This window comes from Desulfatibacillum alkenivorans DSM 16219, from assembly GCF_900142135.1.
Classification (GTDB): domain Bacteria; phylum Desulfobacterota; class Desulfobacteria; order Desulfobacterales; family Desulfatibacillaceae; genus Desulfatibacillum; species Desulfatibacillum alkenivorans.
The window spans coordinates 343,238-365,575 of record NZ_FQZU01000001.1 but is presented as its reverse complement, the minus strand read 5'-3'; the positions used below and the strand labels follow the sequence as shown (position 1 = coordinate 365,575).

Below are 22,338 nucleotides of genomic sequence, written 5' to 3'. Positions count from 1 at the left end.
ATCATTGTCAACCGCACGGGTAACATTTCAAGAAAGAAGAGGGCCGGGGCCTGCATCCGAACATGAGTTAAGGCCCCGGCTCCAATGGCTCATGCTCCTGAGGGTGGTTTTCACCACCCTTCTTTTGGGAGCGACCATCGTGGCCCAGTGGCAGGACCCGCCCCTGGACGCCACCCCTCCCCTGCTGGTATTGTACGGCATCATAGCAGGCACCTATCTCCTGACCTTTTTTTACGCCCTGCTGTTTTCCACCATTCCCCTGCACATCTTCTCCTACGTGCAATTGGCGCTGGACACCGTGCTGGTAACCCTCGTTATTTATGTAACCGGCGGCTATTCCAGCGTTTTCTCCTTTTTATATCTGGTAATTATCATATACTCCAGCCTCTTTCTCCAGCGGAACGGAACCGTTATTATTGCAGCCCTGTGCAGCATCCAATACGGCCTGTTGATCGACCTGGAGTATTTCGGGCTTCTGGAAGCCTTTGACAAAGGGGCGGGCATCTCCACGGGCGAGGTCCCCTGGAACCAGATCGTCTTCAAAATCTTGATGACCACCGTAGCCTGTTTTTTGGTGGCAGGCCTCAGCAGCCTTCTCTCCGAACAGGAATACAAAACCCGGCAGGAGCTGCGCTCCGTCCGCCAGCACATGCAGCGGGTGGAAAAAATGGCGGCCATCGGCGAAATGGCGGCCCGCCTGACCCATGAAATCAAAAACCCCCTTGCCGCCCTTGTGGGGTCGGTGCGATTGCTTCACGACGACCTGGTCCTGGAGCCGGCCAACGAAAAGCTCATGCGCATTATCTTGAGAGAGGCTGACCGCCTGGGGGACCTGGTCAACGAATTTCTGCAGTTCGCCAGGCCTGTGCCCAAAAACCCGACCCCCATCTGCCTGGCCAATCATTTGAACGAAATTGTGGAGCTTTTCCGCCGGGACCGCATGGCCGCGGACAGGCTGACCATCGACGTCAAACTGGACCCGTCCCACTGGATCGCCATGGACGCCTCCCATTTAAGGCAGGTGATCTGGAACTTCCTTTTAAATTCGGCCCAGGCCATTGAAAGCGAAGGCCATGTGACCATTATCACAGAGGCCGTCGATAATGAGACCATAGCCATTCGGGTTAAGGACGACGGCTCAGGCATAGATGAAAACACCATGAAATCCCTTTTCGAGCCTTTTTTCACCACCAAATCCCAGGGCAGCGGTTTGGGGCTGTGCGTTGTATACCGGATTCTGGAGGCCTACGGCTTCCTTTTGGACGTGGACAGCGTGCCTGAAAAAGGCAGCACCTTTTCCGTCATGGCCCGCCGGGCCGCCCCCCCTGTCTCGGCCCCGGATTGATCCCCAAACCCTTCAAAACCCGGAGACATGGCGAAATCTTTTTTCAAGATAGGATTCTTTGTTGCAAATCTTTGTTTTTTAAGCAATTATGCAATTCATGCAGCGCACGCCTCAATAATCCGGGTTGACACTGGCAAAGCCTATGTTTTAACAGTATCGGTTTAAAGAAGCTAACGTGCTTATGGACGATAGACTATGCTGCAATCCAGGATGATTCATTAGCTTGCAGCCCGGATGAAAAGGCGGGACGCACCGCCGGAATGACAAGGAACAAAGACAAGTGAAAAAAACGGAACTGGACATACGCCGGGAGAAAATGGAAGCCCTTCGCGAAGAAGGCATAGAGCCCTATCCCAGCGGATATGTCGTAGAAAACACCATATCGGAAATATTGGCCCTAACCGAAGAAGCCCCCGACAGCCTGACGGACGAAGGCCCTGTGTTCGGCGTGGCAGGCAGGCTCATGGCCATCAATAAGTTTGGAAAGTCGGCCTTTGTGCGGTTCAAGGACAGAACCGGCCAGATGCAGGCTTACATCCGCAAGGATCAGGTTGACGAGCAGGCCTTTAAAGTATTCAAAACCCTGCATGTGGGCGACTTTGTGGGCCTTAAGGGAACCATCTTCAAGACCAAGACCGGCGAATGGACCCTGGCGGCTCGGGAGTTGACGCTCCTTTGCAAGTCCCTCAGGCCTTTGCCGGAAAAATACAACAAGCTCAAAGATCCGGAAAAGCGCTATCGTCAGCGCTACCTGGACCTGATCATGAACGAGGAAACCCGGGAGACGTTCATCCGCCGCAGCAAGATCGTCCGGGCCTTGCGCAGCTTTTTCGACCAACGGGATTTTCTGGAAGTGGAAACGCCCATGATGCAGCCCATTCCCGGCGGCGCCGAGGCGTGCCCTTTTGTGACCCACCATAACGCCCTGGACATGGCCCTGTATCTGCGGATCGCCCCGGAGCTTTACCTGAAGCGCCTGGTGGTCGGCGGCCTGGAGCGGGTGTACGAGATCAACCGCAACTTCCGCAACGAAGGGGTGTCCACGCGGCACAACCCCGAGTTCACCATGCTGGAGTTCTACTGGGCTTACGCCACGTATCACGACCTTATGGACCTGACCGAAGAGATGTTTCAGCACGTGGCCAAAGAGGTGTTGGGCGCCACGACCTTTATGTATCAGGGCCAGGAAATCAGCTTTGAAGGCCCCTGGAAGCGCATCTCCATGTTCAACGCCCTGCAAACCATCGGCGGAGCGGACAAGGAAGTCCTGGAAGACCGCGACAAGCTCATCGCCTTTGCGGAATCCAAGAACGTGCCCATTGATAAAAAAGCGCGCACGGGGAAAATCATCACCAAGCTCTTTGACGCCTTGGTGGAGCCGGAGTTGGTCCAGCCCACCTTCATCCACAGCTATCCCGTGGAAGTATCGCCGCTTTCGCGCAGAAGCCAGAAGGAGCCGGATCTTACCGAGCGCTTTGAACTGTTTATTGCCGGCAAGGAGATCGCCAACGGCTTTTCCGAATTGAACGATCCCGACGACCAGAGGGGCCGCTTTTTGCAACAGGTGGCGGATAAGGAAGCCGGGGACGAAGAAGCCCATTGGATGGACGAAGACTATGTGGAGGCTCTGGAATACGGCATGCCGCCCACCGCGGGCCAGGGCGTGGGCATTGACCGCCTTGCCATGCTGCTGACCGACGCCGCGTCCATCAGGGAGGTGATTCTCTTCCCGCACATGCGCCATGCCGCTTCCCTGAAAACCGGGGACGAGGCGCCGAATAAAAAGGAAGGATGATTCCTTTAGATTATGGCCTTTGAGGTATTTATCGGCGGCCGCTACCTGAGGGCCAAACGCAGGGAAGCCTTTGCGTCCTTGATCACGGTCCTGTCTTTGTGCGGGGTGGGTTTGGGGGTGACGGCTCTTATCGTCGTCATCGCCGTCATGACCGGCGCCGAAGCCCATATCAAGGAGCGCATTCTGGGCTCCACGCCCCATGTCATCGTCATGCCGGGCGGCATGGCCCAGGGCATGGGTGAATATATGGAAGCCAGGAAGGAAATTTTGCAGGTTCCCGGAGTCTCGGGAGCGGCGCCGTTCATCCAGAGTCAGGCCATGATTCGCAGCAGGCGCGGCGCGTCCGGCGCTTTGCTGAGGGGCGTGAACCCCGTACTGAGCAACGAGATATTCGACCTTAAAGATAAAGTGGAACCGCCGGGGGCCTGGGACCGTCTGGTCCCGGATGAGGCCTCCAATCCGGAGGGACGGCCGGGGATTATTCTGGGCAAGGAAATGGCCGGCAACCTGAACGTCATCCCCGGGGACGTGATTAGCATCATCTCCCCGTCCGGGACCTTGTCTCCGGTGGGCATGATGCCCACCATGCAGAGGCTGGAAGTGGTGGGCGTTTTTTCAGGCGGCATGTACGAGTACGACTCGACCCTGGCCTGGATGGACCTGAAGCAGGCCCAGAAGTTTTTGCGCATGGGGGATGCGGTCTCCGGCATGGAAGTCCGGGTGAAGGACATTTACAAGGCCGACAAGATTGCTTCGGAAATCACCCGCGCCCTGGGGCCCATGTTCTGGGCCACGGACTGGATGCGCATGAACAAAAACCTGTTTGAAGCCCTTAAGATGGAAAAAAGGGCCATGTTCGTGATTTTGATTTTGATCGTGCTGGTGGCGGCCTTCAATATTTCCACCACCCTGATCATGATGGTGACGGAAAAGCGCAAGGACATAGCCATTCTGAAAGCCATGGGCGCCACGAAAAGCAGCATTTTAAAAATTTTTATGCTAAACGGCATGTTCATCGGAATCGTTGGCACGGCCCTCGGCATAAGCATCGGGACGCTGCTGTGCACCATCCTGGAAAAGTACCAGTTCATTAAATTGGACGGGTCTGTGTATTTGTTCGACCGTTTGCCGGTCAAAATGGAAATGTTCGACGTGCTGGTGATCTCCGGAGCGGCCTTGCTGATTTGCCTTTTGGCCACCCTTTATCCGGCATGGCGGGCTTCCCGCCTTGATCCCGTGGAGATCATCCGGTATGGTTGAGGTTCCGTGCATAGAAGCCAAAGGGCTGGTCCGGCGTTTTGCAACGGACGACAATACGCTGACCATCCTGTCCGGCCTGGATTTTACGGCGCCGGCGGGCCAAAGCGTGGCTGTGGTGGGGGCTTCCGGCATTGGCAAGTCCACCCTGCTTCACATCCTGGGCGCCCTGGACAGGCCGGATGCGGGCGAGCTCCATATTAACGGCCGGGACGTCTTTGCCATGCAGGACGCTCAGCTTTCCCGGTTTCGCAACAAGAATGTGGGCTTTGTCTTTCAGTTCCATCATTTGCTGCCCGGATTCACCGCTCTGGAAAACGCCGCCATGCCGGCGAGAATCAGCGGCCTGAACGCCAAACAGGCGGAGGAGAAAGCCGAAGCCATGCTGGAGCGGGTTGGAATGAGCCATCGCCTGAACCACCGCATCGGAGAACTTTCCGGCGGCGAGCAGCAAAGGGTGGCCGTGGCCAGAGCCCTGATCATGGATCCGCCTCTGTTGCTGGCGGACGAACCCACGGGCAACCTGGACGTCAAGACCGGCGCCCTGATCCACGAATTGCTGTGCGAATTGAACCAAGAAAAAAAGATGACCATGGTAGTGGTCACCCATAATATGCAACTGGCTGAAATGATGCAACGCCAAGTGACCGTTAGCGAAGGCAAGCTGATCCTAGAGCAGTAGAGGTGATTATGAAAAAACCCCTGTTAGCCGCCCTGTTTCTCTGCATTCTGGCAACCCCTATGGTGTGGGCGGACTCCGCACCAAAAGTGGAAATCCTCCCCTTTTCCATCCATACCATGGAGAACCTGGGGTATCTGAGCACTCAGATCCCCAAGGAACTGGAAAAGAATCTGGACCGGGAAGGCGCTGTCGCCTCGGTGGGCTCCGTAGCGGTCCCGGAAAGAACCGACCCCGCCCGCATGGATATTCAAGCCTTGAGGGAGTTGGGTAAGAAGGCCTCGGCCGATTACCTGGTTTGGGGCAGCTTTTCCAAGGTGGGCAATCGTTACAGCCTGGACGCCAAAGTGCTGTCCACCTATGTGCAGTCGCCCATCAAGGCCGCCTATGTGGAAGGCTACGGCATGGAGACCCTCATGGGCAAGGTGGGCGAGCTGAGTAAAGACGTCGCCTCCAAGGTCCTGGGCCGTAAAACCGTTATGGACATCAAGGTTCTGGGCAACAGCCGTATTGAAAGCGACGCCATCATTGAGAAAATCAAGACCAAAAAGGGAGACATGTACTCCCCCGGCGCCATGGCCGACGACATCCGTGCTATTTTCGCCATGGGCTATTTTGAAGACATCCGCGTGGAATCCCAGGAAACCGCCGGCGGCGTGATCATCACCTTTACGGTCCTTGAAAAGCCCACCCTCCACATGATCAAGCTGGTCGGCAACAAAAAAATCGAGGATGAGGACATCCTGGCCGCCATGGACATCTCCCGCGGTTCGATCCTCAATATCCGCAGGATTGAGGATAACATTAATAAAGTCAGGGAGCTGTACAAAGAGGAAAACTATCATAACGCAAAGGTCACTTACGAGATAGTCCCTTATAAAGAGCATCTTTCCGACCTGGAAATCAACATCGAGGAAGGAAAGAAAGTCATGATCGAGGAAATCGCCTTTGAAGGCAACGAGGCTTTTTCCGACAGGAAGCTCAAAAAGGTCATGAAAACCTCGGAAAAGGGGTTTTTCTCCTGGATTACGGACTCCGGCGTACTGAACGCCGAAGACCTGAGGCAGGACGGCGCAAGGCTGAATCAGTTTTATCATAACCACGGCTATGTGGAGGCCAGCATCTCGGAGCCGGAAGTTCAGGTGGACGGGGAGTCGATCCACATCCTGGTGAAAATCAAGGAAGGCGCCCAATACAAGGTGGGCCGCATCTCCTTGTCCACTCCGGACGGCGAATCCCTGATTCTGCCCCAGGACGATATTTTGGAGCCCCTGCTCACCGGCAAGGAAACCGGCAAGGTTTTCAGCCGCGAAACCGTGCAGAAGGACATCCTGACCCTTTCGGACCTGTACATGGATCAGGGCTACGCCTACGCTGAAATCTATCCCGCCATTCGCCCGGACAGGGAAAGGCTTGAGGTGGACATCACCTTTAATATTACCAAGGGTCCGGAAGTTTACTACGAAAAGATCATCATCACGGGCAACACGAAAACCCGTGAAAAAGTCATCCGCCGGGAACTGCCCATCCAGGAGCAGGCCTTATACAACGGCAGCCTGATGAAGCGCGGCGTGCGCAACCTGGTTCGCCTGGACTTTTTTGAAGACGTCAAGGTGGACACGGTCAAGGGCAGCGACGAAAACAAGATGATCCTTAAAATCAACGTGAAGGAAAAGCCCACAGGCGCCTTCATGTTCGGCGGCGGCTACAGCAACACGGACGACGCCTTCGGCATGGTCTCCATCGGCCAGAAAAACCTTTTCGGCCGCGGCCAGTCCCTGGACCTCAAAGCCCAGATGGGCGGCAGCTCCAGCAAGTTTTCCATGAGCTTCACCGAGCCCTGGCTTTTCGATTCCCGCTTGACAGCAGGCGCGGACCTCTATAATTGGACCAGGGACTATGACACCTACACCCGCGACCGGGTGGGCGGCACCCTCAGCCTGGGCTACCCCATCTGGAATTACACCCGCGCCTACGTGTCTTATGCCTACGACATATCCGACATCAACGACATCAGCGTTTACGCGTCGGATCTTGTATGGGCGGTGGAAGGCGAAAACGTGGAATCCAGCATCATGGGAACCATTGCCTACGACTCGAGAAACAAATCCTTTAACGCCACCAAGGGCTCTTATCATAAGGCCAGCGTCCAGTACGCAGGCGGCCCCATGGGAGGCGACCTTGCTTTCACCAAGTATGTGGCTGAATCCGGCTGGTTATTTCCCTTGTTTTGGGATACGGTGTTTTTCGCCCACGGCAAAGCGGGCTTTGTGGAAGAGAATAAAAGCCACGGCTACCTGCCCACCTACGAACGCTTTTACCTGGGCGGAATCAACTCCATGCGCGGGTACACATGGGAGGACCTGAGCCCAGAGGACGATGACGGCGCTTTAATCGGCGGCAACAAGTTCGTCCAGTTCAACCTGGAATTCCACTTCCCCCTGGTCAAGGAAGCCGGCCTTATCGGCCTGGCGTTCTATGATACAGGCGACGTGTACAATAACGGAGAACTCGTGAACCTGCAAAAGCTGCGCGAAAGCTGGGGCTTTGGAATTCGCTGGTACTCTCCGGTCGGCCCCATTCGCCTGGAAAGGGGTTACATCATCGATCCTCAGGGAGACGAAGACTCTGACGGCCGCTGGGAATTCACCATGGGCGGCGCTTTTTAGTTAGAAAAAAACGATGCAACGCAATTATAATTAAGGAGGCTGTTTGATGCGTACAAAATTAGCAATCTTGTCTTTACTTCTTGTCTTTGCAATGGGAATTCCCTGCGCTCTGGCCAACAAAATCGGAATCGTGGACGTCCAAAAAATTATGGAAACCTCCAAAATGGGCATGGACTATTCCAGTCAACTAAAGACTGAAACCGAGAAGAAAACGGCCGATCTGGAAGCGCGCCAAACCTCTCTCAACAACCTGAAGCAGCAATTGGAAAGCCAGGCCAAGTTCCTTAAGGACGAAGTCAAAGAAGAGAAAATGCGCCAGTTGCGCATCGAGTCGGGCGACTTTCAGGTTCTGCAGAAAAAATACCTGGATGAACTCAAGCAATTGGAATACACCCTGACCACCGGCCTCCACAAGGCCATCCTGGACGTGGTGGACGAAATCGCAAAAAAAGAGCAATACACTCTGATCATAGAACGTCAGGAAGGCGGGGTAATGTTCAACCTGGACGGCATGAACATCACGGACCAGGTTATCAAGGAAATCAACGCCAGGCACAAAAAATAAAGCCATGACTACTTACACCCTGGATTACTTGGCCGAATATTTGGGAGGCGCCGTTCAGGGGGACCCGGCCCTGGAAATTTCGGGCGTCATGCCTTTTGAAGAGGCGGGGCCGCAGCATATCACCTGCGCGGCCAACGCCAAATATTTCAAGCGGCTGGCCGAAACCCGGGCGGGCGCCGTGATTGTTGCGGCCAACGCTCCGGATGCGGATCGAAACCTCATTAGGGTGCAAAATCCCTACGCTTGTTTCGCCAGGGCCATCGCCCTGTACAATCCGCCTCCCAAGCCGGCCCCGGGCGTTCACCCCGGCGTTCATGTGGGCGAAAATTTTTCCAGCGGCGAAAATTTTTCCGCCGCCCCCGGGGTTGTCATAGGCTCCGGCGTCGCCGTGGGCTCCAATGTGATCCTCATGCCCAATGTCGTGTTAGGCGATGGGGTGAAAATCGGCGACGACGTGACCCTATACCCCAACGTGACCATCCTGGATAACTGCCAAGTGGGCGACAGGACGATCATCCACGCAGGGACGGTAATCGGCGCGGATGGTTACGGGTTTGCGCCTGACGGGGGAAGATATGAAAAAATCCCCCAGATTGGAAACGTCCGCATAGGCGATGACGTGGAAATCGGCGCCAACAACACCATAGACAGGGCGACCTTTGGAAGCACCTATATAGGCAATGGCGTCAAAACCGACAATCTGGTGCACGTAGGCCACAACGTCCAGGTGGGGGACGACACCCTGCTGGTGGCCCAGGCCGGCATTTCAGGCAGCTCCAAGTTGGGCCGGCGCGTGGTCATTGCCGGACAGGCGGGTATCAGCGACCACGTCACCATTGGCGACGATACCGTCATAGGGCCTCAGGCCGGCATCGCCAAGGACCTGGAAGGCGGACAATTTATTTCAGGAAGTCCGGGCATCCCCCACCGACTGTGGCTGCGGGTGCAGCGGATCATCCCCCAATTGCCGGAATTGGCCAAGGAAATCAGGAATCTTGCCAAACGCATCAAACACTTAGAGGATAAAATCTCATGACCTCGCTCTTTGACGTCCGGCAAATCATGGAAATCATCCCGCACAGGTATCCCTTTCTGCTTGTGGATAAAATCCTGGAGCTGGTCCCGGGTGAACATGTAAAAGGGTTGAAAAACGTCACTATTAACGAGCCGTTTTTCCAGGGGCATTTCCCCGGCGAACCTATCATGCCCGGCGTCCTGGTGCTGGAGGCCATGGCCCAGACGGCCGCAGTGCTGGCTTTTGAAACCCATCCGGAGCGGGAGCGCGGGGAGCCGATTTACTTCCTGGGCATAGACAAAGTGCGTTTTCGTAAGCCGGTCCTCCCTGGGGACCAGATTATTTTTGAGCTTAGGGACTACAAACAAAAAAGAAACATCATGAAGATGAAGGGAACAGCCACCATAGACGGTCAATTGGCCGTAGAGGCCGAACTCATGGCGGGCTGGGGAAAATAACTGATGATCCACGAACAGGCTATTGTTCATAAAGGCGCTGAAATAGGCGCAAACGTCTCCATTGGGCCGTTTACCGTAATCGGTAATAACGTAAAAATTGGAGACAACACCGTCATTGGCTCCATGGTGACCATTGACGAATTCACCACCATAGGGGCTGACTGCCGGATTTTTCATCACGCAGCCATCGGGGCGACGCCCCAATCCGTCAAATTCGCCGGAGAGGAATCCCATGTAGTGATCGGCGACCGCTGCCTGGTGCGCGAATTCGTGACCATCCATCGCGGGACCGGCTTCGGCGGCGGGCTCACCAAATTGGGGGACGACAACTTTTTGATGGCGTACACCCACATCGCCCACGACTGCATAACCGGCAAAGGCGTGCTTTTCTCCAACGCCGCCACCCTGGCCGGACACGTTGAAATCGGCGATTACGCCTCCATTGGCGGTCTGGTGGCCATCCACCAGTTCACCCGCGTGGGCGACTACGCCTTTGTAGGCGGAAAATCCGCGGTGCCCAAGGATATTCCTCCGTACGTTCTGGCGGCCGGCGACCGGGCCAGGCTGCACGGCCTGAACAAGGTCGGCCTCAAGCGCCACGGCTTTACTCCCGAGGTGTTGGACGCCCTGAAAAAGGCTTACCGCATCATCTTTCGCATCGGCCTGACCATGAACGAGGCCATTGAACGCGTTAAGGCGGAAGTTCCTGATCTGCCGGAAGTGCAAACGTTCCTCCAATTCCTGGAATCCTCCAAGCGCGGGGTCACCCGGGGCAAGCCGGGCCGGGATTAACCGCTCCGGTCTTCCGGCGCGTGTGCACCCCCAAGCTGGGAGTCGCTTGATCATGTCAGAAAAATCATCCAATATAGGCATTGTAGCGGGGAACGGGCAGTTCCCCTTACTTTTCGCCCGGGCGGCCCGCAAGGCCGGCATGCAGGTGTACGCCGCAGCCCACACGAACGAAACCGAAGAGGATCTGGCCCAGGAAACGGACGGGATCCTGTGGGTGAAAATCGGCGAGCTGCAAAAAATCATGGATTTTTTCCTCCAAAACAACGTGACCAAAGCCGTTATGTTGGGAGGAATCACCAAAGCCAGGCTCATGACCGACTTCGCACCCGACGCCCTGGCCCTGGAGGCCCTGGCCTCCATTGACGCCACCGGAGACGACATGGTGCTTCGGGCCGTGGCCCAGGCCGTGGAAAAACACGGCATCCAGGTGATTGCAGCCACCAGCATTCTGCCTCATCTGCTGGCGCCCGAAGGCGTTTGGACCCAACGGCGGCCCACGGAGCAGGAAGCGGCAGACATCAAACTGGGCCATGAACTGCTGCAAAAAATCGGCCCGCTGGATATCGGCCAGTGCCTGATACTCACCCGGGGAAGCGTTATTTGCGTGGAAGCCATTGAAGGCACGGACGCGGCCATTAAAAGGGCCGGAGAGCTTGAAGCCAGTGACGCCGTGGTGGTCAAAATGCCCAAGCCCAACCAGGACCACCGGTTCGACCTGCCGGCGGCAGGCGCCAAAACCATCGAAAACATGATACCCAACGGGTGCACGGCCCTGGCCCTGGCGGCCGGAGCCGCCGTTGTGTTCGACCGGGAGGCCATGGTTGAATTGGCGGATAGTCACAACATAGCCATCGTGGCGATAAATAATAATCAGGAGTAGACCTTTTTCATGGCCAAACTTAAAACAGCCGTCATTGGCGTGGGATATCTCGGCAAGTTTCACGCCCAAAAATACGCCGCGCACCCGGAAGCTGAACTGGTGGGCGTGGTGGACTCGGACCGGGAAGCAGCCGACAGGGTCGCCAAAGACTGCGGGACGCAGGCTTTTTACGATTACCGCGACTTGCTGGGCAAGGTGAACGCCGTGAGCGTGGCCGTGCCTACGGGGCGTCATTTTCAAATCAGCCAGGATTTCCTGGAGCACGAAGCCGACGTTCTTATTGAAAAGCCCATGACCAACACCCTGGAAGAAGCGGACGCTCTGATCGACCTGTCCGAACACAAGGGCCTTATCATCCAGGTGGGGCATCTGGAGCGGTTCAACCCGGCCGTGCTGGCCCTGGACGGCGTTGTCAAAAAACCCTTGTTCATTGAAGCGCAGCGCATGTCGTCCTTCAAGCCCAGGGCTTTGAACGTCAGCGTGGTCCTGGACCTCATGATCCACGACATCGATATCATCCAAAGCCTGGCCGGCGCCCGTTTGCAGAACATCCGGTCCACCGGCGTTTCCGTGGTGTCCGAACATCTGGACGTGGCCAACGCCCGGTTGGAGTTTGAAAACGGATGCGTGGCCAGCGTGACGGCCAGCCGCATGTCCCAGAACGACATGCGCAAGCTCAGGATCTTTCAAAAGGACGCATGCATTTCCGTGGATTTCGCCAATCGAAGGGTGGCTATAACCAAACCCGAAGACAAGGGCGAGGAAGGCTTGGGCCTTGGTGCGGAAGAGTCCACCTTTGAAACGGCCGACGCCCTGGCCGCGGAAATCGGAGCTTTTATAAACAGCTCCATCAAAAGAGAGGCGCCCCAGGTAACCGGCCAGGTCGGCCGGGACGCTCTGGCCACCGCCCTTACCATCATGGCTCAGGTCAAACAGGATCAAAAATAGCCGGTTTTGTTCAGAGCGGGAAAGTCGCCGTGCAGGAAACTGATACACAATGCGTAATGATAATCGCCGGAGAGGCGTCCGGAGACGTGCACGGCGCCCGTCTGGTTAAGGCCATGAAAGCCCGCAATCCCAATCTGTACTTTTACGGCGTCGGCGGCCAGGCCATGGAAAAAGAAGGCGTGCGCATTGTCGTGGACGCCAAGGAGCTTTCGGTGGTCGGGATTACGGAGATTCTGGAGAGGGCGGGAACCCTGATGCACGGGGTCATGTTCTCCCGGGAAATCCTGCGTCAAATAAAGCCGGACCTGCTCATCCTCATCGATTTTCCCGAGTTCAACATGATGGTCGCCAAGACCGCCCGCAGCCTGGGCATTAAAATCCTGTATTACATCAGCCCCCAAATTTGGGCCTGGCGCCAGGGACGGGTGAAGACGATCAAGAAACTGGTGGACCGCATCGCCGTCATCCTGCCTTTTGAAAAAGAGTTTTACGACGCCCACAACGTGCCCGTCACCTATGTGGGCCATCCCCTGTTGGATCACGAAGGTGCGGATAAAGAGCCCACGGCAAAGCGCAATCCCAACCTCATCGGCCTGCTGCCTGGCAGCCGGAACAGAGAGGTCGCCGGGCTGCTTCCGGCCATGCTTGAGGCGGCGTTAATCATGCGGGAGCAACGCCCCGGCCTTCAATTCGTCCTGCCCATGGCCCCCACCGTGGACCCGTCTTTGGTCGAAGACATCATGGGAAAAATCCTTAAGGAAGACGATTCCTGCGTGGAAGTCCGGCAGGGCCAGGCAAGGGAGGTCATGGAGCAAAGCCAACTGGTGATCGCCGCATCCGGCACCGTCACCCTGGAAGCCGCTCTCGCTCTGGCGCCCACGGTGATCATTTACAGGGTCTCCCCCTTGAGTTATCTGGTGGGCAAGGCGATGCTTAAGGTGGACTACGTGGGCCTGGCGAACCTCATCGGCAAAAAGGAAATCATGCCCGAGTTAATCCAGGACAAGGCCAATCCGGAGAACATCGCGGCCAAATCATTGGAAATTTTATTGAATCCCCGCAAATTGTCGGAGATCTACCGGGACCTGAAGGAAGTCCGCAAGCTCCTGGGCGGACCCGGGGCTTCCGATAAAGCCGCCTCTCTCGCCCTGGAGCTTTTGGGAGAAAAATCCTCATGACCAAGGAATTCACGCCGGAAAGATCCAAAAAGATTAAATGGAAGGCCGTCGGGATTCTGGGCAAGACCATCATCGACGCCCTGTTCCTTTCCTGCCGCATTCGCGTCAAAGGGTACGAGCCCGTGCGCGCCATTGTGGAGAGCAAAAGGGATTTCATCCTGATTTTCTGGCATTCCAGAATTCTGATGGTCAGCTATTTGTTTAAAGGCTGGAACGCCGCCATTATGGTCAGCGCCTCCGAGGACGGCGAGTACATCGCCCAGGTCCTGGAGCGCCAGGGCCATGACTGCGTCCGGGGCTCCAGCACCCGGCACGGGGTGAGGGCTTTGCAGGGCATTGTCAAAAAAATGCAGAACGGCCAGCCCGCCGGCATAGTGCCGGACGGCCCCCAGGGGCCCAGGCAGGTTTTGCAGCCGGGCGCCATCTCCCTTGCCAGGAAAACCGGCGCGCCCCTTATCCCCGTCACCTACTCGGCGACCCGCAGGAAGGTCTTCGCCAGTTGGGACCGGTTTATCCTTCCCAAACCTTTTTCCGACAACGTGGTCGTGTACGGCAAACCCATCATGGTTCCCCCTAAAATGTCGGCCCAGGAGTTCGAGGCCAAAAGGAGGGAAGCTGAAGACGAACTAAACCGCATCACCGCCCTGGCGGAAAAATTGTGCGGACACGAGGTGGATGAGTGAAGTCCCATATCAAGCGATTCCAGGTGCGCAACCGGCACAGGAGACTTTACGCCTTAATCAAGGAGAACTGGGGCCGTCTGGGCCTGGCCATGTTCGGCATGCTGCTCATGGCGGGGGCCAAAGGCGCCATCCCCTTGATGGTAAGGCCCGTGCTGGATGACATCTTTGTCAACAAAGACGAAAAAATGCTCTTGGTGATACCGGTCGCCGTTGTTGTGCTGTTTCTGGTCCAGGGAATCGGAAGATTCATGCAGGAATACTTCATGACTTACGTGGGCCAAAAAATCATCAAGGACCTGCGCGACAGCCTGTATCATCACATCATGGAATTGCCCATCTCCTTTTTCCATGCGGAAAAAACAGGCTCGCTCATGAGCCGCATCACCTTTGACGTGAACATCATCAAGACCATGGTGTCCTCGGCGGTGACGGCGGCGCTGCGGGATTTTTTCACGGTCGTGGCGCTTATAGGCGTCATATTCTACCTGGACTGGCAACTGGCCACAGGCGCCATCCTGATTCTGCCCATCGCCTACTATCCGGTGGTCTGGTTCGGCAAAAAGGTGCGCAAAGCCAGCACGGGCATTCAGGAAACCATGGGCGACCTTTCCGCGTTTTTGCACGAGACCTTCGCAGGCAACAAAATCGTCAAAGCATTTGGCATGGAAAAAGCGGAAAAGGAGCGGTTCTATCAAAAGACCGAAAGGGTGTTAAAACTGGAAATTCGCCAGGCCCTGGCCCGGAGCATGTCCTCGCCGGTCATGGAGTTTTTGGCGGGAGTGGGCATCGCCTTTATTATTTGGTACGGAGGCCACAAGGTCATCCATGATCCGTCATACACCCCGGGTATGTTCTTCGGCTTCATGACCGCCGTGCTTTTATTGTACGACCCCGTAAAAAAGGTGGCCAACCTGAACAACGCCCTCCAGGAGGGCATGGCGGCCGTGGACCGCATATTTGACATTATTGAGAGAAAGCCGGACGTCGTGGAGACGAAAAACCCCGCGCCCCTGGCCCGGACCCCGCACACCCTGCGCTTTGAAAACGTGGGCTTTAAATACGAGTCCGCCATGGTGCTCCGGGGAATCAACCTGGAGGTCAAGCCGGGCGAGGTCATCGCCCTGGTGGGCATGAGCGGCGGCGGCAAGACCACCCTGGTCAACCTGATCCCCCGGTTTTACGACGTGGCGGAAGGCGCCATCAAGATCGACGGCGTGGACATTCGGGACGTGGAACTGGCCCGGCTGCGCAGGGAGATCGCCGTCGTCACCCAGGAGCCCATCCTGTTCAACAACACGGTGCGGAGCAACATCGCCTACGGCCAGCCCGAAGCCACTGAGGAGCAGATCCGTAAAGCGGCGGAGGGGGCTTACGCCTGGGATTTCATCCAGGGTTTTGAAAAAGGCCTGGATACGACCATCGGCGAATTGGGCGCCAGATTGTCCGGCGGCGAAAAGCAGCGCATGTGCATCGCCCGGGCCATATTAAAGGACGCGCCCATCCTGATTCTGGACGAGGCAACCTCCGCCCTGGACACCGAGGCGGAAAGGGTGGTCCAGAAGGCCCTGGAAAACCTCATGGAAGGCCGGACCTGTTTTGTGATCGCCCATCGGCTTTCCACCATCATGCATGCGGACCGCATTCTGGTCATCGTGGACGGCCAAGTGGTGGAAGAAGGCGCCCACGCCGAGCTTTTGGAGAAAAAGGGCGCCTACCACAAGCTCTACTCCATGCAGTTCAGCGAAGACAAGGCTTGATAGGAGACATGGCGAATGCCGAAATTATCAATCGTCATTCCTGCATATAATGAAGAAGACCGCATTGTGCGGACTTTGGAAAAAACCGTGGACTATCTTTCCGCCCAGGACTATTCCAGCGAAGTGGTGGTGGTGAGCGACGGCAGCAAGGATAACACCGTGGCCGTGGCCAGGGGCTATTCCCGGGAAGGCGGGCCTGAAATCCGGGTTTTGGAGTATTTTCCCAACCGGGGCAAGGGCTATGCCGTGCAATACGGCATGCTGCGCGCCCAGGGGGAGCGGGTTTTGTTCATGGATGCGGACTACGCCGTGCCCATTGAGGAAATCGTCAAGCCTATGGAGCTTCTGGACAAGGGGTTTGATGCGGCCATCGCCTCCCGGGCCATGACCGGCGCCGTGGTCAAGGAGGCCCAAAGCCTGCCCAGGGCCATTTCCGCCAAGGTGTATAAAATCATCCAAAGGCTGGTTTTGGGGATCAGCCATCCGGACACCCAGTGCGGGTTCAAGATGTTCACCAAAGAGGCGGCCCAGGATCTTTTTTCGCGCCAGAAGCTTCACAGCGTGATATTCGACCCCGAGATTTTGTGGCTGGCCCGTCAAAGGGGCTATAAGGTGGGGGAATTCCCGGTGGTCTGGTCTCATGTGGAGGATTCCCGGATCGTTTACGACAGTCTGGCCAAGTCGCTGTTTGTGTTTCAGGAGCTGTTTCGGATTCGCAAGGTGCACGGTTCGGAAAAAAATTAGCGGAAAAATAATCATTTGCTTGCCAAAAGAGCATTTTTCTGACATCCTTAGGGTTTAATGCGGGAAGTCATGAAACAAGGCCCCCGCATCTTGGGGAAGCGCACTCCATAGACCGCCCGGCCAAGGGGCTCGGGGCACTATTTTCCTCTTGCATTATGGCATGGTGTATTGTATCTACCACACCATCTTGCACTATGGAGTATGTTTTTTGAGCAAACTTTAATCAGGTGGGAGGTGACAGGTATAAACAAGCGGGTAAACATCAATAAAAAGATTAGAGCCAAGGAAGTTCGCCTGATAGACCAAAACGGCAATCAGGTGGGGGTGATCCCGATCCATCAAGCCCTTTCCGTAGCGGAAGCCTCGGGATTGGATCTGGTGGAAGTTTCGCCGAACGCCTCCCCGCCGGTCTGCAAGATCATGGACTACGGCAAGTTCAAGTATCAGCAGACCAAGAAACTCCAGGAAGCCAAGAAAAAGGCCTCTTCCTTTTCCGTGAAGGAAATCAAGGTCAGGCCTAAGACGGGGGATCACGACCTGGACACGAAAATCGGTCACATCAAGCGCTTTTTAGCCAACAACGATAAAGTGAAAGTGACCGTTATGTTCCGGGGCCGTGAGATCGCCTTTTCAGACCGGGGACGCGAAATGCTCAAGCGCGTACAAGACGCCACCGCCGAATTTGCGGTTGTGGAACAATTCCCCAAGTTTGAAGGCAGGACCATGATAATGGTCCTGGCGCCCAAGTCAGAGAAGTAAATATACAGAGCAGCCTTATTCCTGACGCCCCGTACTAATACGGCGGGGCGTTTATTAGTGTTTAGGCGCTTATGAGAAATATCCCGGCTCCCCATGACGGGAGCCCCAAAGGAGATGGAAAGCATGCCAAAAATCAAGACCAACCGGGCGGCAGCCAAACGGTTCAAGAAGACGGGCTCGGGAAAAGTAAAATATTCCAAGTCCTTCGGAAGCCATATTTTGGCCAAAAAATCCCGGAAGCGTAAAAGGGACTTGCGCCAGAGCCACATTCTGGACGACGCCAACATGAAGAACATCAAAAGGCTCCTTCCTTACTGGTAGAGAGTTCTTTTTAACAGACTGACCCGCCGGAAGGCTGTTTGCTTTCCGCGCAAGGGAGAAGAAACATGCGTGTAAAAAGAGGTTTTAAGGCGCGCAGACGCCGTAAAAAAGTACTCAAGCTGGCCAAGGGCTTCCGCGGAGGACACAGCAAGCTCTACCGCACCGCAGCGGACACCGTGGACCGGGCTCTTATGTACGCTTACAGGGACCGCCGTCAAAAGAAACGCGACTTCCGCGCACTCTGGATCGCCAGAATCAACGCGGGCGCCCGTATGAACGGCCTGTCCTACAGCAAATTCATCCATGGACTGAAACAAGCCGACGTGGCCCTGGACCGCAAAGTTCTGGCCGAACTGGCGATTTCCGATCCGGCATGTTTTGCTGAAATCACCAGCCTGGCAGCAAAACAGGCATAAGCAAAGCCCAAGGTCTCACCCGCCGCAGTTCTCATGACGGGTCCTCCCCTTGGGCTTTGGTTTTGTTTGGTGACGCCCTTCGGGGCGTTTAGCTCCATTTTGCCGCCATTCCTGTAATCATGCGCCCCGCGGCGCCCCGCGGGGAGGTTTATTTGCAAAAAGGCTACAGTGAAAACACAAATCCAAGAATTAAGGACCCAGGCTCTGGCCGACATTGAGTCGGCCGGCGACGCCAAAGCCATTGATGAACTGAACATCCGGTATTTGGGCCGCAAGGGCCTGGTCAATGATCTCATGAAGGGGATGGCCAAGGTTCCGGCCGACGAAAAACCCCTGATCGGGCGTCTTGCAAACGAATTGAAAAATGATCTCCAGGACGCCTTTGCCAAGGCCGTGGAGAAATTCGGTTCCGGCAAGGAGGCCGGGGACGTGGTGGACGTCACCCTGCCCGGCAGGCCCAGGAAGGTGGGCGGACTCCATCCCCTCACCACCATCAACCTGGAAATCTGCGATATCTTCACTCGCCTGGGCTTTGACATCGCCCAGGGGCCGGAAGTGGAGTTGGATTATTACAATTTCGAGGCCCTGAACTTTCCCAAAGACCACCCCGCCAGGGACATGCAGGACACCTTTTTCGTGTCGGACAACGTGGTGCTGAGAACCCATACATCGCCCATGCAGGTCCGCACCATGGAAAAGCAGAAGCCGCCCGTGCGGGTTATCGCCCCGGGCAAGGTTTACCGGTGCGACTCCGACATCACCCACACCCCCATGTTCGCCCAGGTGGAAGGCCTGGTGGTGGACAAAGGCATTTCCTTCGCCGACCTCAAGGGGGTGCTGACCACCCTGGTGCACCAAATTTTCGACGATAAAACGCCGCTTCGATTCCGGCCCAGCTTTTTTCCGTTTACCGAGCCCAGCGCCGAAGTGGATATCGGATGCGTCATGTGCAAAGGCTCCGGCTGCCGCGTGTGCTCTCACACCGGCTGGCTGGAAATCCTGGGTTCGGGCATGGTCCACCCCCGTGTGTTCGAGTTCGTGGGGTATGACACGTCCGAAATCTCCGGCTTTGCCTTCGGCATGGGGGTGGAGCGCATCGCCATGCTCAAATACGGCATTGACGACATCCGTAAATATTACGAAAACGACGTACGCTTTTTGAACCAGTTTTAGTTCCAAGCCGAAATCGTCCTTGTCAGATTAATTTTTTTTGAAATTTCCCAAACGGATTAGGAAAGATTATGTTAGTCAGTCTGAAATGGCTCCAACAATACGTCAACGTGGATGCGGATCCCCAGGAAATCGCCCATGCCCTGACCATGGCCGGTCTGGAGGTGGAAGGGGTGCATGACAGGTTCGCCCACCTGCAAAAGGTGGTGGTAGGCGAAATTCTGTCCGCGGAACCCGTGAAAAAATCCGACCACCTGCAGGTTTGCCAAGTGAACGCCGGCGGCCAAACCTTGCAAGTCGTGTGCGGCGCGCCCAACGCCCGGGCCGGGCTGAAAGCCCCCCTGGCTCTCCAGGGCGCCGAGTTTCCCGACGGCATGGTCATTTCCAAGGGCAAGCTCATGGGACAGGTTTCTGAAGGCATGCTCTGCTCTGCAAAAGAGCTGGAAATCGGCGCAAACGCCGGCGGCATTATGGAACTGGACGATTCCCTGACTCCCGGCCAAAACCTGGCCGAGGCCCTTATTCTTTCCGATACGATTTTTGAACTGGGGATCACCCCCAACCGGTCTGACTGCCTTTCCATGATCGGCGTGGCCCGGGAGCTGGCCGCCATCTACGGCGTGGAAATGACCCTGCCCGACGCCAGCCTGCCTGAAGAAGGCGGCGCCGTCGAGGACGTCACCGCCGTAGAGATTCTGGCCCCGGATCATTGCCCCCGGTACGCAGCCAGGGTGATCAAGGGCATCAAGATCGGCCCCAGCCCGGACTGGCTGGCCCAGGCCCTGTTGGCCATAGGCATTCGCCCCATCAGCAACATCGTGGACGTAACCAACTACGTGATGATGGAAACCGGGCAGCCTTTGCACGCCTTTGACTACGATTTGCTGGAAGAAGGCAGGATTGTGGTTCGTCTGGCCGCCAAGGGCGAGAAGTTCACCACCCTGGACAGCAAGGAGAATGAGCTGGAAGACGACATGCTCATGATCTGCGACGGCAAAAAGGCCGTGGCCTTGGCCGGGGTCATGGGCGGACTCAACTCCGAAATCAACGACGGCACGACCAACGTGCTGATCGAAAGCGCCCATTTCAGCCCCATGAGCGTCAGAAAAACCGCCAAACGGCTGGGGTATCACACCGAGGCTTCCCATAGGTTCGAGCGCGGCACGGATCACGAAGGCGTTCTGTTCGCCGCCCAAAGGGCCGCCCAGCTTATGCTGCAGACCGCCGGCGGCGTTTGCGCCAAGGGCGCGGTGGACGCTCATCCGGTCACCGTGGAAAAAACGGAGATCACCCTTTCCGCCTCCCGGACCAACGAAATACTCGGCACGGACATTCCTTTCGGCCAGATCGTAAAATATCTGGAATCGGTAAACATGGAAGTCACGCCCATCGACCAGGACGCCATGAAGGTGCTGGCCCCGGTCTACCGCGTGGACGTTTCCCGTCCCGAGGATTTGATGGAGGAAGTGGCCAGGCTGTTCGGGTACGACAACATTCCCACGACCTGGCCGGCCGCGACCATGGAAATCCATCCGTCCGACCCCATCCGGGATTTCGGACTGAAATTAAGGACCTCCCTGGGCGGCCAGGGCTTCCGCGAGGCCATCAATTACAGCTTTGTGGGCGCTGACACGCCCCAACGCCTCATGCTGGCCGAATCGGACAAAAGAACCCGGACCCTGCCCATCCTCAATCCTTTGACCGAGGATCAGGCGGTCATGCGCACGTCTTTGCTGCCCGGGCTTTTCGCCTCTGTGGCGGTAAACATCAATTATCAAAACAAGGACCTGGCTCTGTTTGAAATCGGCAAGACCTTCATCGCGGAAAAAGGCCGGGAACTGCCCACGGAAATCGAGTGCCTGTGCCTGGTTCTTTCCGGCGCCGCAACCGCCCCTTCCTGGCAAGGCAAGGCGGTGCGCACGGACTTCTTCGAGATGAAGGGCTGCTGCGAGGCTTTGATGGCGGACTTCCATATCGAAAACGCCGAATACTCCAGGATTGAAGACGATTCCGCGCCTTATCTGGTCAAAGGCCAGTGCGCGCAAATCGTGTGCCAGGGCCAACGCGTGGGCGTGCTCGGCAAGGTCAAGCCCGAGGTTCTGAAAAAGTTTGAAGTCAAGCAGGACGTGTTCGTCGCCGAGTTTGACGCGGCAGCCCTTTTGGCCGCCGTCCCGGATGCACTGACCTATCAGGCGCCGCCCAGGTTTCCCGCCACGGACAGGGATATCACCATTGTCCTGGACAAGAAAGTGGAAGCCGAAGCCGTCCTGGCCCATGTCCGCAAAATGGATCAGGAATGGATCCGGGCGTTGGAGATTGTGGCCGTCTACGAAGGCGAGCCCGTGCCCGAAGGCAAAAAAAGCCTGTCGTTCCGCATTACGTACAGGTCGGACTCCACGACCCTGCAAGACAAGGAAGTGAACGAGGTGCATGAAAGGATAGGCAAGGAGCTGATGGAAGCCTTTGGGGCTGCCTGAGTTCCGGCCAAGGCCTGAAAGCCAGTCCTGCTTTTTCCCATGGAGGGGTGTCCATGAGTGAAGAATTCGTGCTGGACCCTGATAAGCGGTATTTCAGGATTGGAGAAGTCAGCTCCATTGCAGGGCTTAAACCTTCTGTGTTACGTTTTTGGGAAAGTGAATTCAAGCAAATCCGCCCCGGCAGATCCTTGTCAGGGCACCGGGTGTACAAACGGGCCGACCTGGACCTGATCCTGCGCATCAAGGACTTGCTGTACACCCAAAAATTCACTATCCCGGGCGCCAAAGCCGCCCTGGCCCAAGAGGCCAAACAAGCCAAGGAAGTCAAAGAATCTTCGGCAGGCGCGAAGTCCGCCCCGGGTCTGGAGGAAATCAGGGACGAACTGCTCGCCATCCGTCGAATGCTGGACTGACGGGCGCTGCGCGCTTC

Annotated in this window: 21 protein-coding genes; all 21 read left to right on the top strand. The window is 56.4% G+C overall.

The genetic code is table 11. The features are described 5' to 3' along the window. Positions 1-4: 4 nt before the first annotated feature. The 21 genes from BUE18_RS01420 to BUE18_RS01320 all read left to right on the top strand — a co-directional run bounded on the left by BUE18_RS01420 (position 5) and on the right by BUE18_RS01320 (position 22,321). A complete protein-coding gene (locus BUE18_RS01420; RefSeq protein WP_483188856.1) occupies positions 5-1,345 on the top strand; it encodes a two-component system sensor histidine kinase NtrB in 1,341 nt (446 codons plus the stop codon). 280 nt (positions 1,346-1,625) lie between these two features. Next, positions 1,626-3,140, top strand: coding sequence for a lysine--tRNA ligase (lysS, locus tag BUE18_RS01415; protein WP_073472121.1), 1,515 nt, complete (start codon positions 1,626-1,628; stop codon positions 3,138-3,140). Between the two features lie 12 nt (positions 3,141-3,152). Beyond that, a complete protein-coding gene (locus BUE18_RS01410) occupies positions 3,153-4,400 on the top strand; it encodes a lipoprotein-releasing ABC transporter permease subunit (RefSeq protein ID WP_073472119.1) in 1,248 nt (415 codons plus the stop codon). Beyond that, entirely contained in the window at positions 4,393-5,079 is a 687-nt protein-coding gene (locus tag BUE18_RS01405; RefSeq protein WP_073472117.1) for an ABC transporter ATP-binding protein, read from the top strand. The genes BUE18_RS01410 and BUE18_RS01405 overlap by 8 nt, the downstream gene beginning before the upstream one ends. Before the next feature lie 8 nt (positions 5,080-5,087). Beyond that, on the top strand, positions 5,088-7,745 hold the full coding sequence (gene bamA / locus BUE18_RS01400; protein ID WP_073472116.1) for an outer membrane protein assembly factor BamA: 2,658 nt from the start codon (positions 5,088-5,090) through the stop codon (positions 7,743-7,745). 46 nt (positions 7,746-7,791) lie between these two features. Further along, positions 7,792-8,310 (top strand): OmpH/Skp family outer membrane protein, encoded by a 519-nt coding sequence (locus BUE18_RS01395; RefSeq protein WP_073472114.1) that lies wholly within the window; start codon positions 7,792-7,794, stop codon positions 8,308-8,310. A 4-nt stretch (positions 8,311-8,314) separates the two neighbouring features. Next, the gene (gene lpxD / locus BUE18_RS01390) at positions 8,315-9,346 is read left to right on the top strand and encodes a UDP-3-O-(3-hydroxymyristoyl)glucosamine N-acyltransferase (RefSeq protein WP_073472112.1); all 1,032 of its coding nucleotides are present in this window, start codon (positions 8,315-8,317) and stop codon (positions 9,344-9,346) included. Further along, a complete protein-coding gene (fabZ, locus tag BUE18_RS01385) occupies positions 9,343-9,783 on the top strand; it encodes a 3-hydroxyacyl-ACP dehydratase FabZ (RefSeq protein ID WP_073472111.1) in 441 nt (146 codons plus the stop codon). Before lpxD ends, fabZ begins: the two co-directional genes overlap by 4 nt. A 3-nt stretch (positions 9,784-9,786) precedes the next feature. Continuing rightward, complete coding sequence (gene lpxA, locus BUE18_RS01380; RefSeq protein WP_073472109.1) at positions 9,787-10,575, top strand: acyl-ACP--UDP-N-acetylglucosamine O-acyltransferase; 789 nt, start codon at positions 9,787-9,789, stop codon at positions 10,573-10,575. Positions 10,576-10,627: 52 nt separating this feature from the next. Then, positions 10,628-11,455 carry an LpxI family protein gene (locus BUE18_RS01375; protein WP_073472107.1) on the top strand — a complete coding sequence of 276 codons (828 nt, stop codon included), beginning with the start codon at positions 10,628-10,630 and terminating at the stop codon, positions 11,453-11,455. A 9-nt stretch (positions 11,456-11,464) separates the two neighbouring features. Next, positions 11,465-12,403: a Gfo/Idh/MocA family protein gene (locus BUE18_RS01370; protein WP_073472105.1), complete on the top strand. Its 939-nt coding sequence runs from the start codon at positions 11,465-11,467 to the stop codon at positions 12,401-12,403. A 29-nt stretch (positions 12,404-12,432) separates the two neighbouring features. Beyond that, positions 12,433-13,581 (top strand): lipid-A-disaccharide synthase, encoded by a 1,149-nt coding sequence (lpxB, locus tag BUE18_RS01365; protein ID WP_139264577.1) that lies wholly within the window; start codon positions 12,433-12,435, stop codon positions 13,579-13,581. Beyond that, entirely contained in the window at positions 13,578-14,264 is a 687-nt protein-coding gene (locus tag BUE18_RS01360) for a lysophospholipid acyltransferase family protein (RefSeq protein ID WP_073472101.1), read from the top strand. The genes lpxB and BUE18_RS01360 overlap by 4 nt, the downstream gene beginning before the upstream one ends. Next, complete coding sequence (msbA, locus tag BUE18_RS01355; protein WP_073472100.1) at positions 14,261-16,021, top strand: lipid A export permease/ATP-binding protein MsbA; 1,761 nt, start codon at positions 14,261-14,263, stop codon at positions 16,019-16,021. Before BUE18_RS01360 ends, msbA begins: the two co-directional genes overlap by 4 nt. A 15-nt stretch (positions 16,022-16,036) precedes the next feature. After that, on the top strand, positions 16,037-16,765 hold the full coding sequence (locus BUE18_RS01350; protein ID WP_073472098.1) for a dolichyl-phosphate beta-glucosyltransferase: 729 nt from the start codon (positions 16,037-16,039) through the stop codon (positions 16,763-16,765). A gap of 234 nt (positions 16,766-16,999) precedes the next feature. Then, on the top strand, positions 17,000-17,524 hold the full coding sequence (infC, locus tag BUE18_RS01345; protein ID WP_244549256.1) for a translation initiation factor IF-3: 525 nt from the start codon (positions 17,000-17,002) through the stop codon (positions 17,522-17,524). A gap of 123 nt (positions 17,525-17,647) precedes the next feature. Continuing rightward, complete coding sequence (gene rpmI / locus BUE18_RS01340; protein WP_073472095.1) at positions 17,648-17,845, top strand: 50S ribosomal protein L35; 198 nt, start codon at positions 17,648-17,650, stop codon at positions 17,843-17,845. Positions 17,846-17,910: 65 nt separating this feature from the next. Continuing rightward, positions 17,911-18,261: a 50S ribosomal protein L20 gene (gene rplT / locus BUE18_RS01335; RefSeq protein ID WP_073472093.1), complete on the top strand. Its 351-nt coding sequence runs from the start codon at positions 17,911-17,913 to the stop codon at positions 18,259-18,261. A gap of 168 nt (positions 18,262-18,429) precedes the next feature. After that, positions 18,430-19,434, top strand: a complete 1,005-nt coding sequence (pheS, locus tag BUE18_RS01330) for a phenylalanine--tRNA ligase subunit alpha (protein ID WP_073472091.1) — start codon at positions 18,430-18,432, stop codon at positions 19,432-19,434. 68 nt (positions 19,435-19,502) lie between these two features. Continuing rightward, on the top strand, positions 19,503-21,908 hold the full coding sequence (gene pheT, locus BUE18_RS01325) for a phenylalanine--tRNA ligase subunit beta (RefSeq protein WP_073472089.1): 2,406 nt from the start codon (positions 19,503-19,505) through the stop codon (positions 21,906-21,908). Between the two features lie 53 nt (positions 21,909-21,961). After that, positions 21,962-22,321, top strand: a complete 360-nt coding sequence (locus tag BUE18_RS01320; RefSeq protein WP_073472087.1) for a MerR family transcriptional regulator — start codon at positions 21,962-21,964, stop codon at positions 22,319-22,321. The last annotated feature ends 17 nt before the right edge of the window (positions 22,322-22,338 follow it).

Bases quoted from the DNA above. Each gene is read 5' to 3' on its own strand.
- lpxD (WP_073472112.1), top strand. From the start codon at position 8,315: ATGACTACTTACACCCTGGATTACTTGGCCGAATATTTGGGAGGCGCC.
- BUE18_RS01370 (WP_073472105.1), top strand. From the start codon at position 11,465: ATGGCCAAACTTAAAACAGCCGTCATTGGCGTGGGATATCTCGGCAAG.
- BUE18_RS01350 (WP_073472098.1), top strand. From the start codon at position 16,037: ATGCCGAAATTATCAATCGTCATTCCTGCATATAATGAAGAAGACCGC.
- pheT (WP_073472089.1), top strand. From the start codon at position 19,503: ATGTTAGTCAGTCTGAAATGGCTCCAACAATACGTCAACGTGGATGCG.
- BUE18_RS01395 (WP_073472114.1), top strand. From the start codon at position 7,792: ATGCGTACAAAATTAGCAATCTTGTCTTTACTTCTTGTCTTTGCAATG.
- rplT (WP_073472093.1), top strand. From the start codon at position 17,911: ATGCGTGTAAAAAGAGGTTTTAAGGCGCGCAGACGCCGTAAAAAAGTA.
- BUE18_RS01410 (WP_073472119.1), top strand. From the start codon at position 3,153: ATGGCCTTTGAGGTATTTATCGGCGGCCGCTACCTGAGGGCCAAACGC.
- BUE18_RS01360 (WP_073472101.1), top strand. From the start codon at position 13,578: ATGACCAAGGAATTCACGCCGGAAAGATCCAAAAAGATTAAATGGAAG.
- BUE18_RS01320 (WP_073472087.1), top strand. From the start codon at position 21,962: ATGAGTGAAGAATTCGTGCTGGACCCTGATAAGCGGTATTTCAGGATT.
- bamA (WP_073472116.1), top strand. From the start codon at position 5,088: ATGAAAAAACCCCTGTTAGCCGCCCTGTTTCTCTGCATTCTGGCAACC.
- rpmI (WP_073472095.1), top strand. From the start codon at position 17,648: ATGCCAAAAATCAAGACCAACCGGGCGGCAGCCAAACGGTTCAAGAAG.
- BUE18_RS01375 (WP_073472107.1), top strand. From the start codon at position 10,628: ATGTCAGAAAAATCATCCAATATAGGCATTGTAGCGGGGAACGGGCAG.
- fabZ (WP_073472111.1), top strand. From the start codon at position 9,343: ATGACCTCGCTCTTTGACGTCCGGCAAATCATGGAAATCATCCCGCAC.
- lpxA (WP_073472109.1), top strand. From the start codon at position 9,787: ATGATCCACGAACAGGCTATTGTTCATAAAGGCGCTGAAATAGGCGCA.
- BUE18_RS01405 (WP_073472117.1), top strand. From the start codon at position 4,393: ATGGTTGAGGTTCCGTGCATAGAAGCCAAAGGGCTGGTCCGGCGTTTT.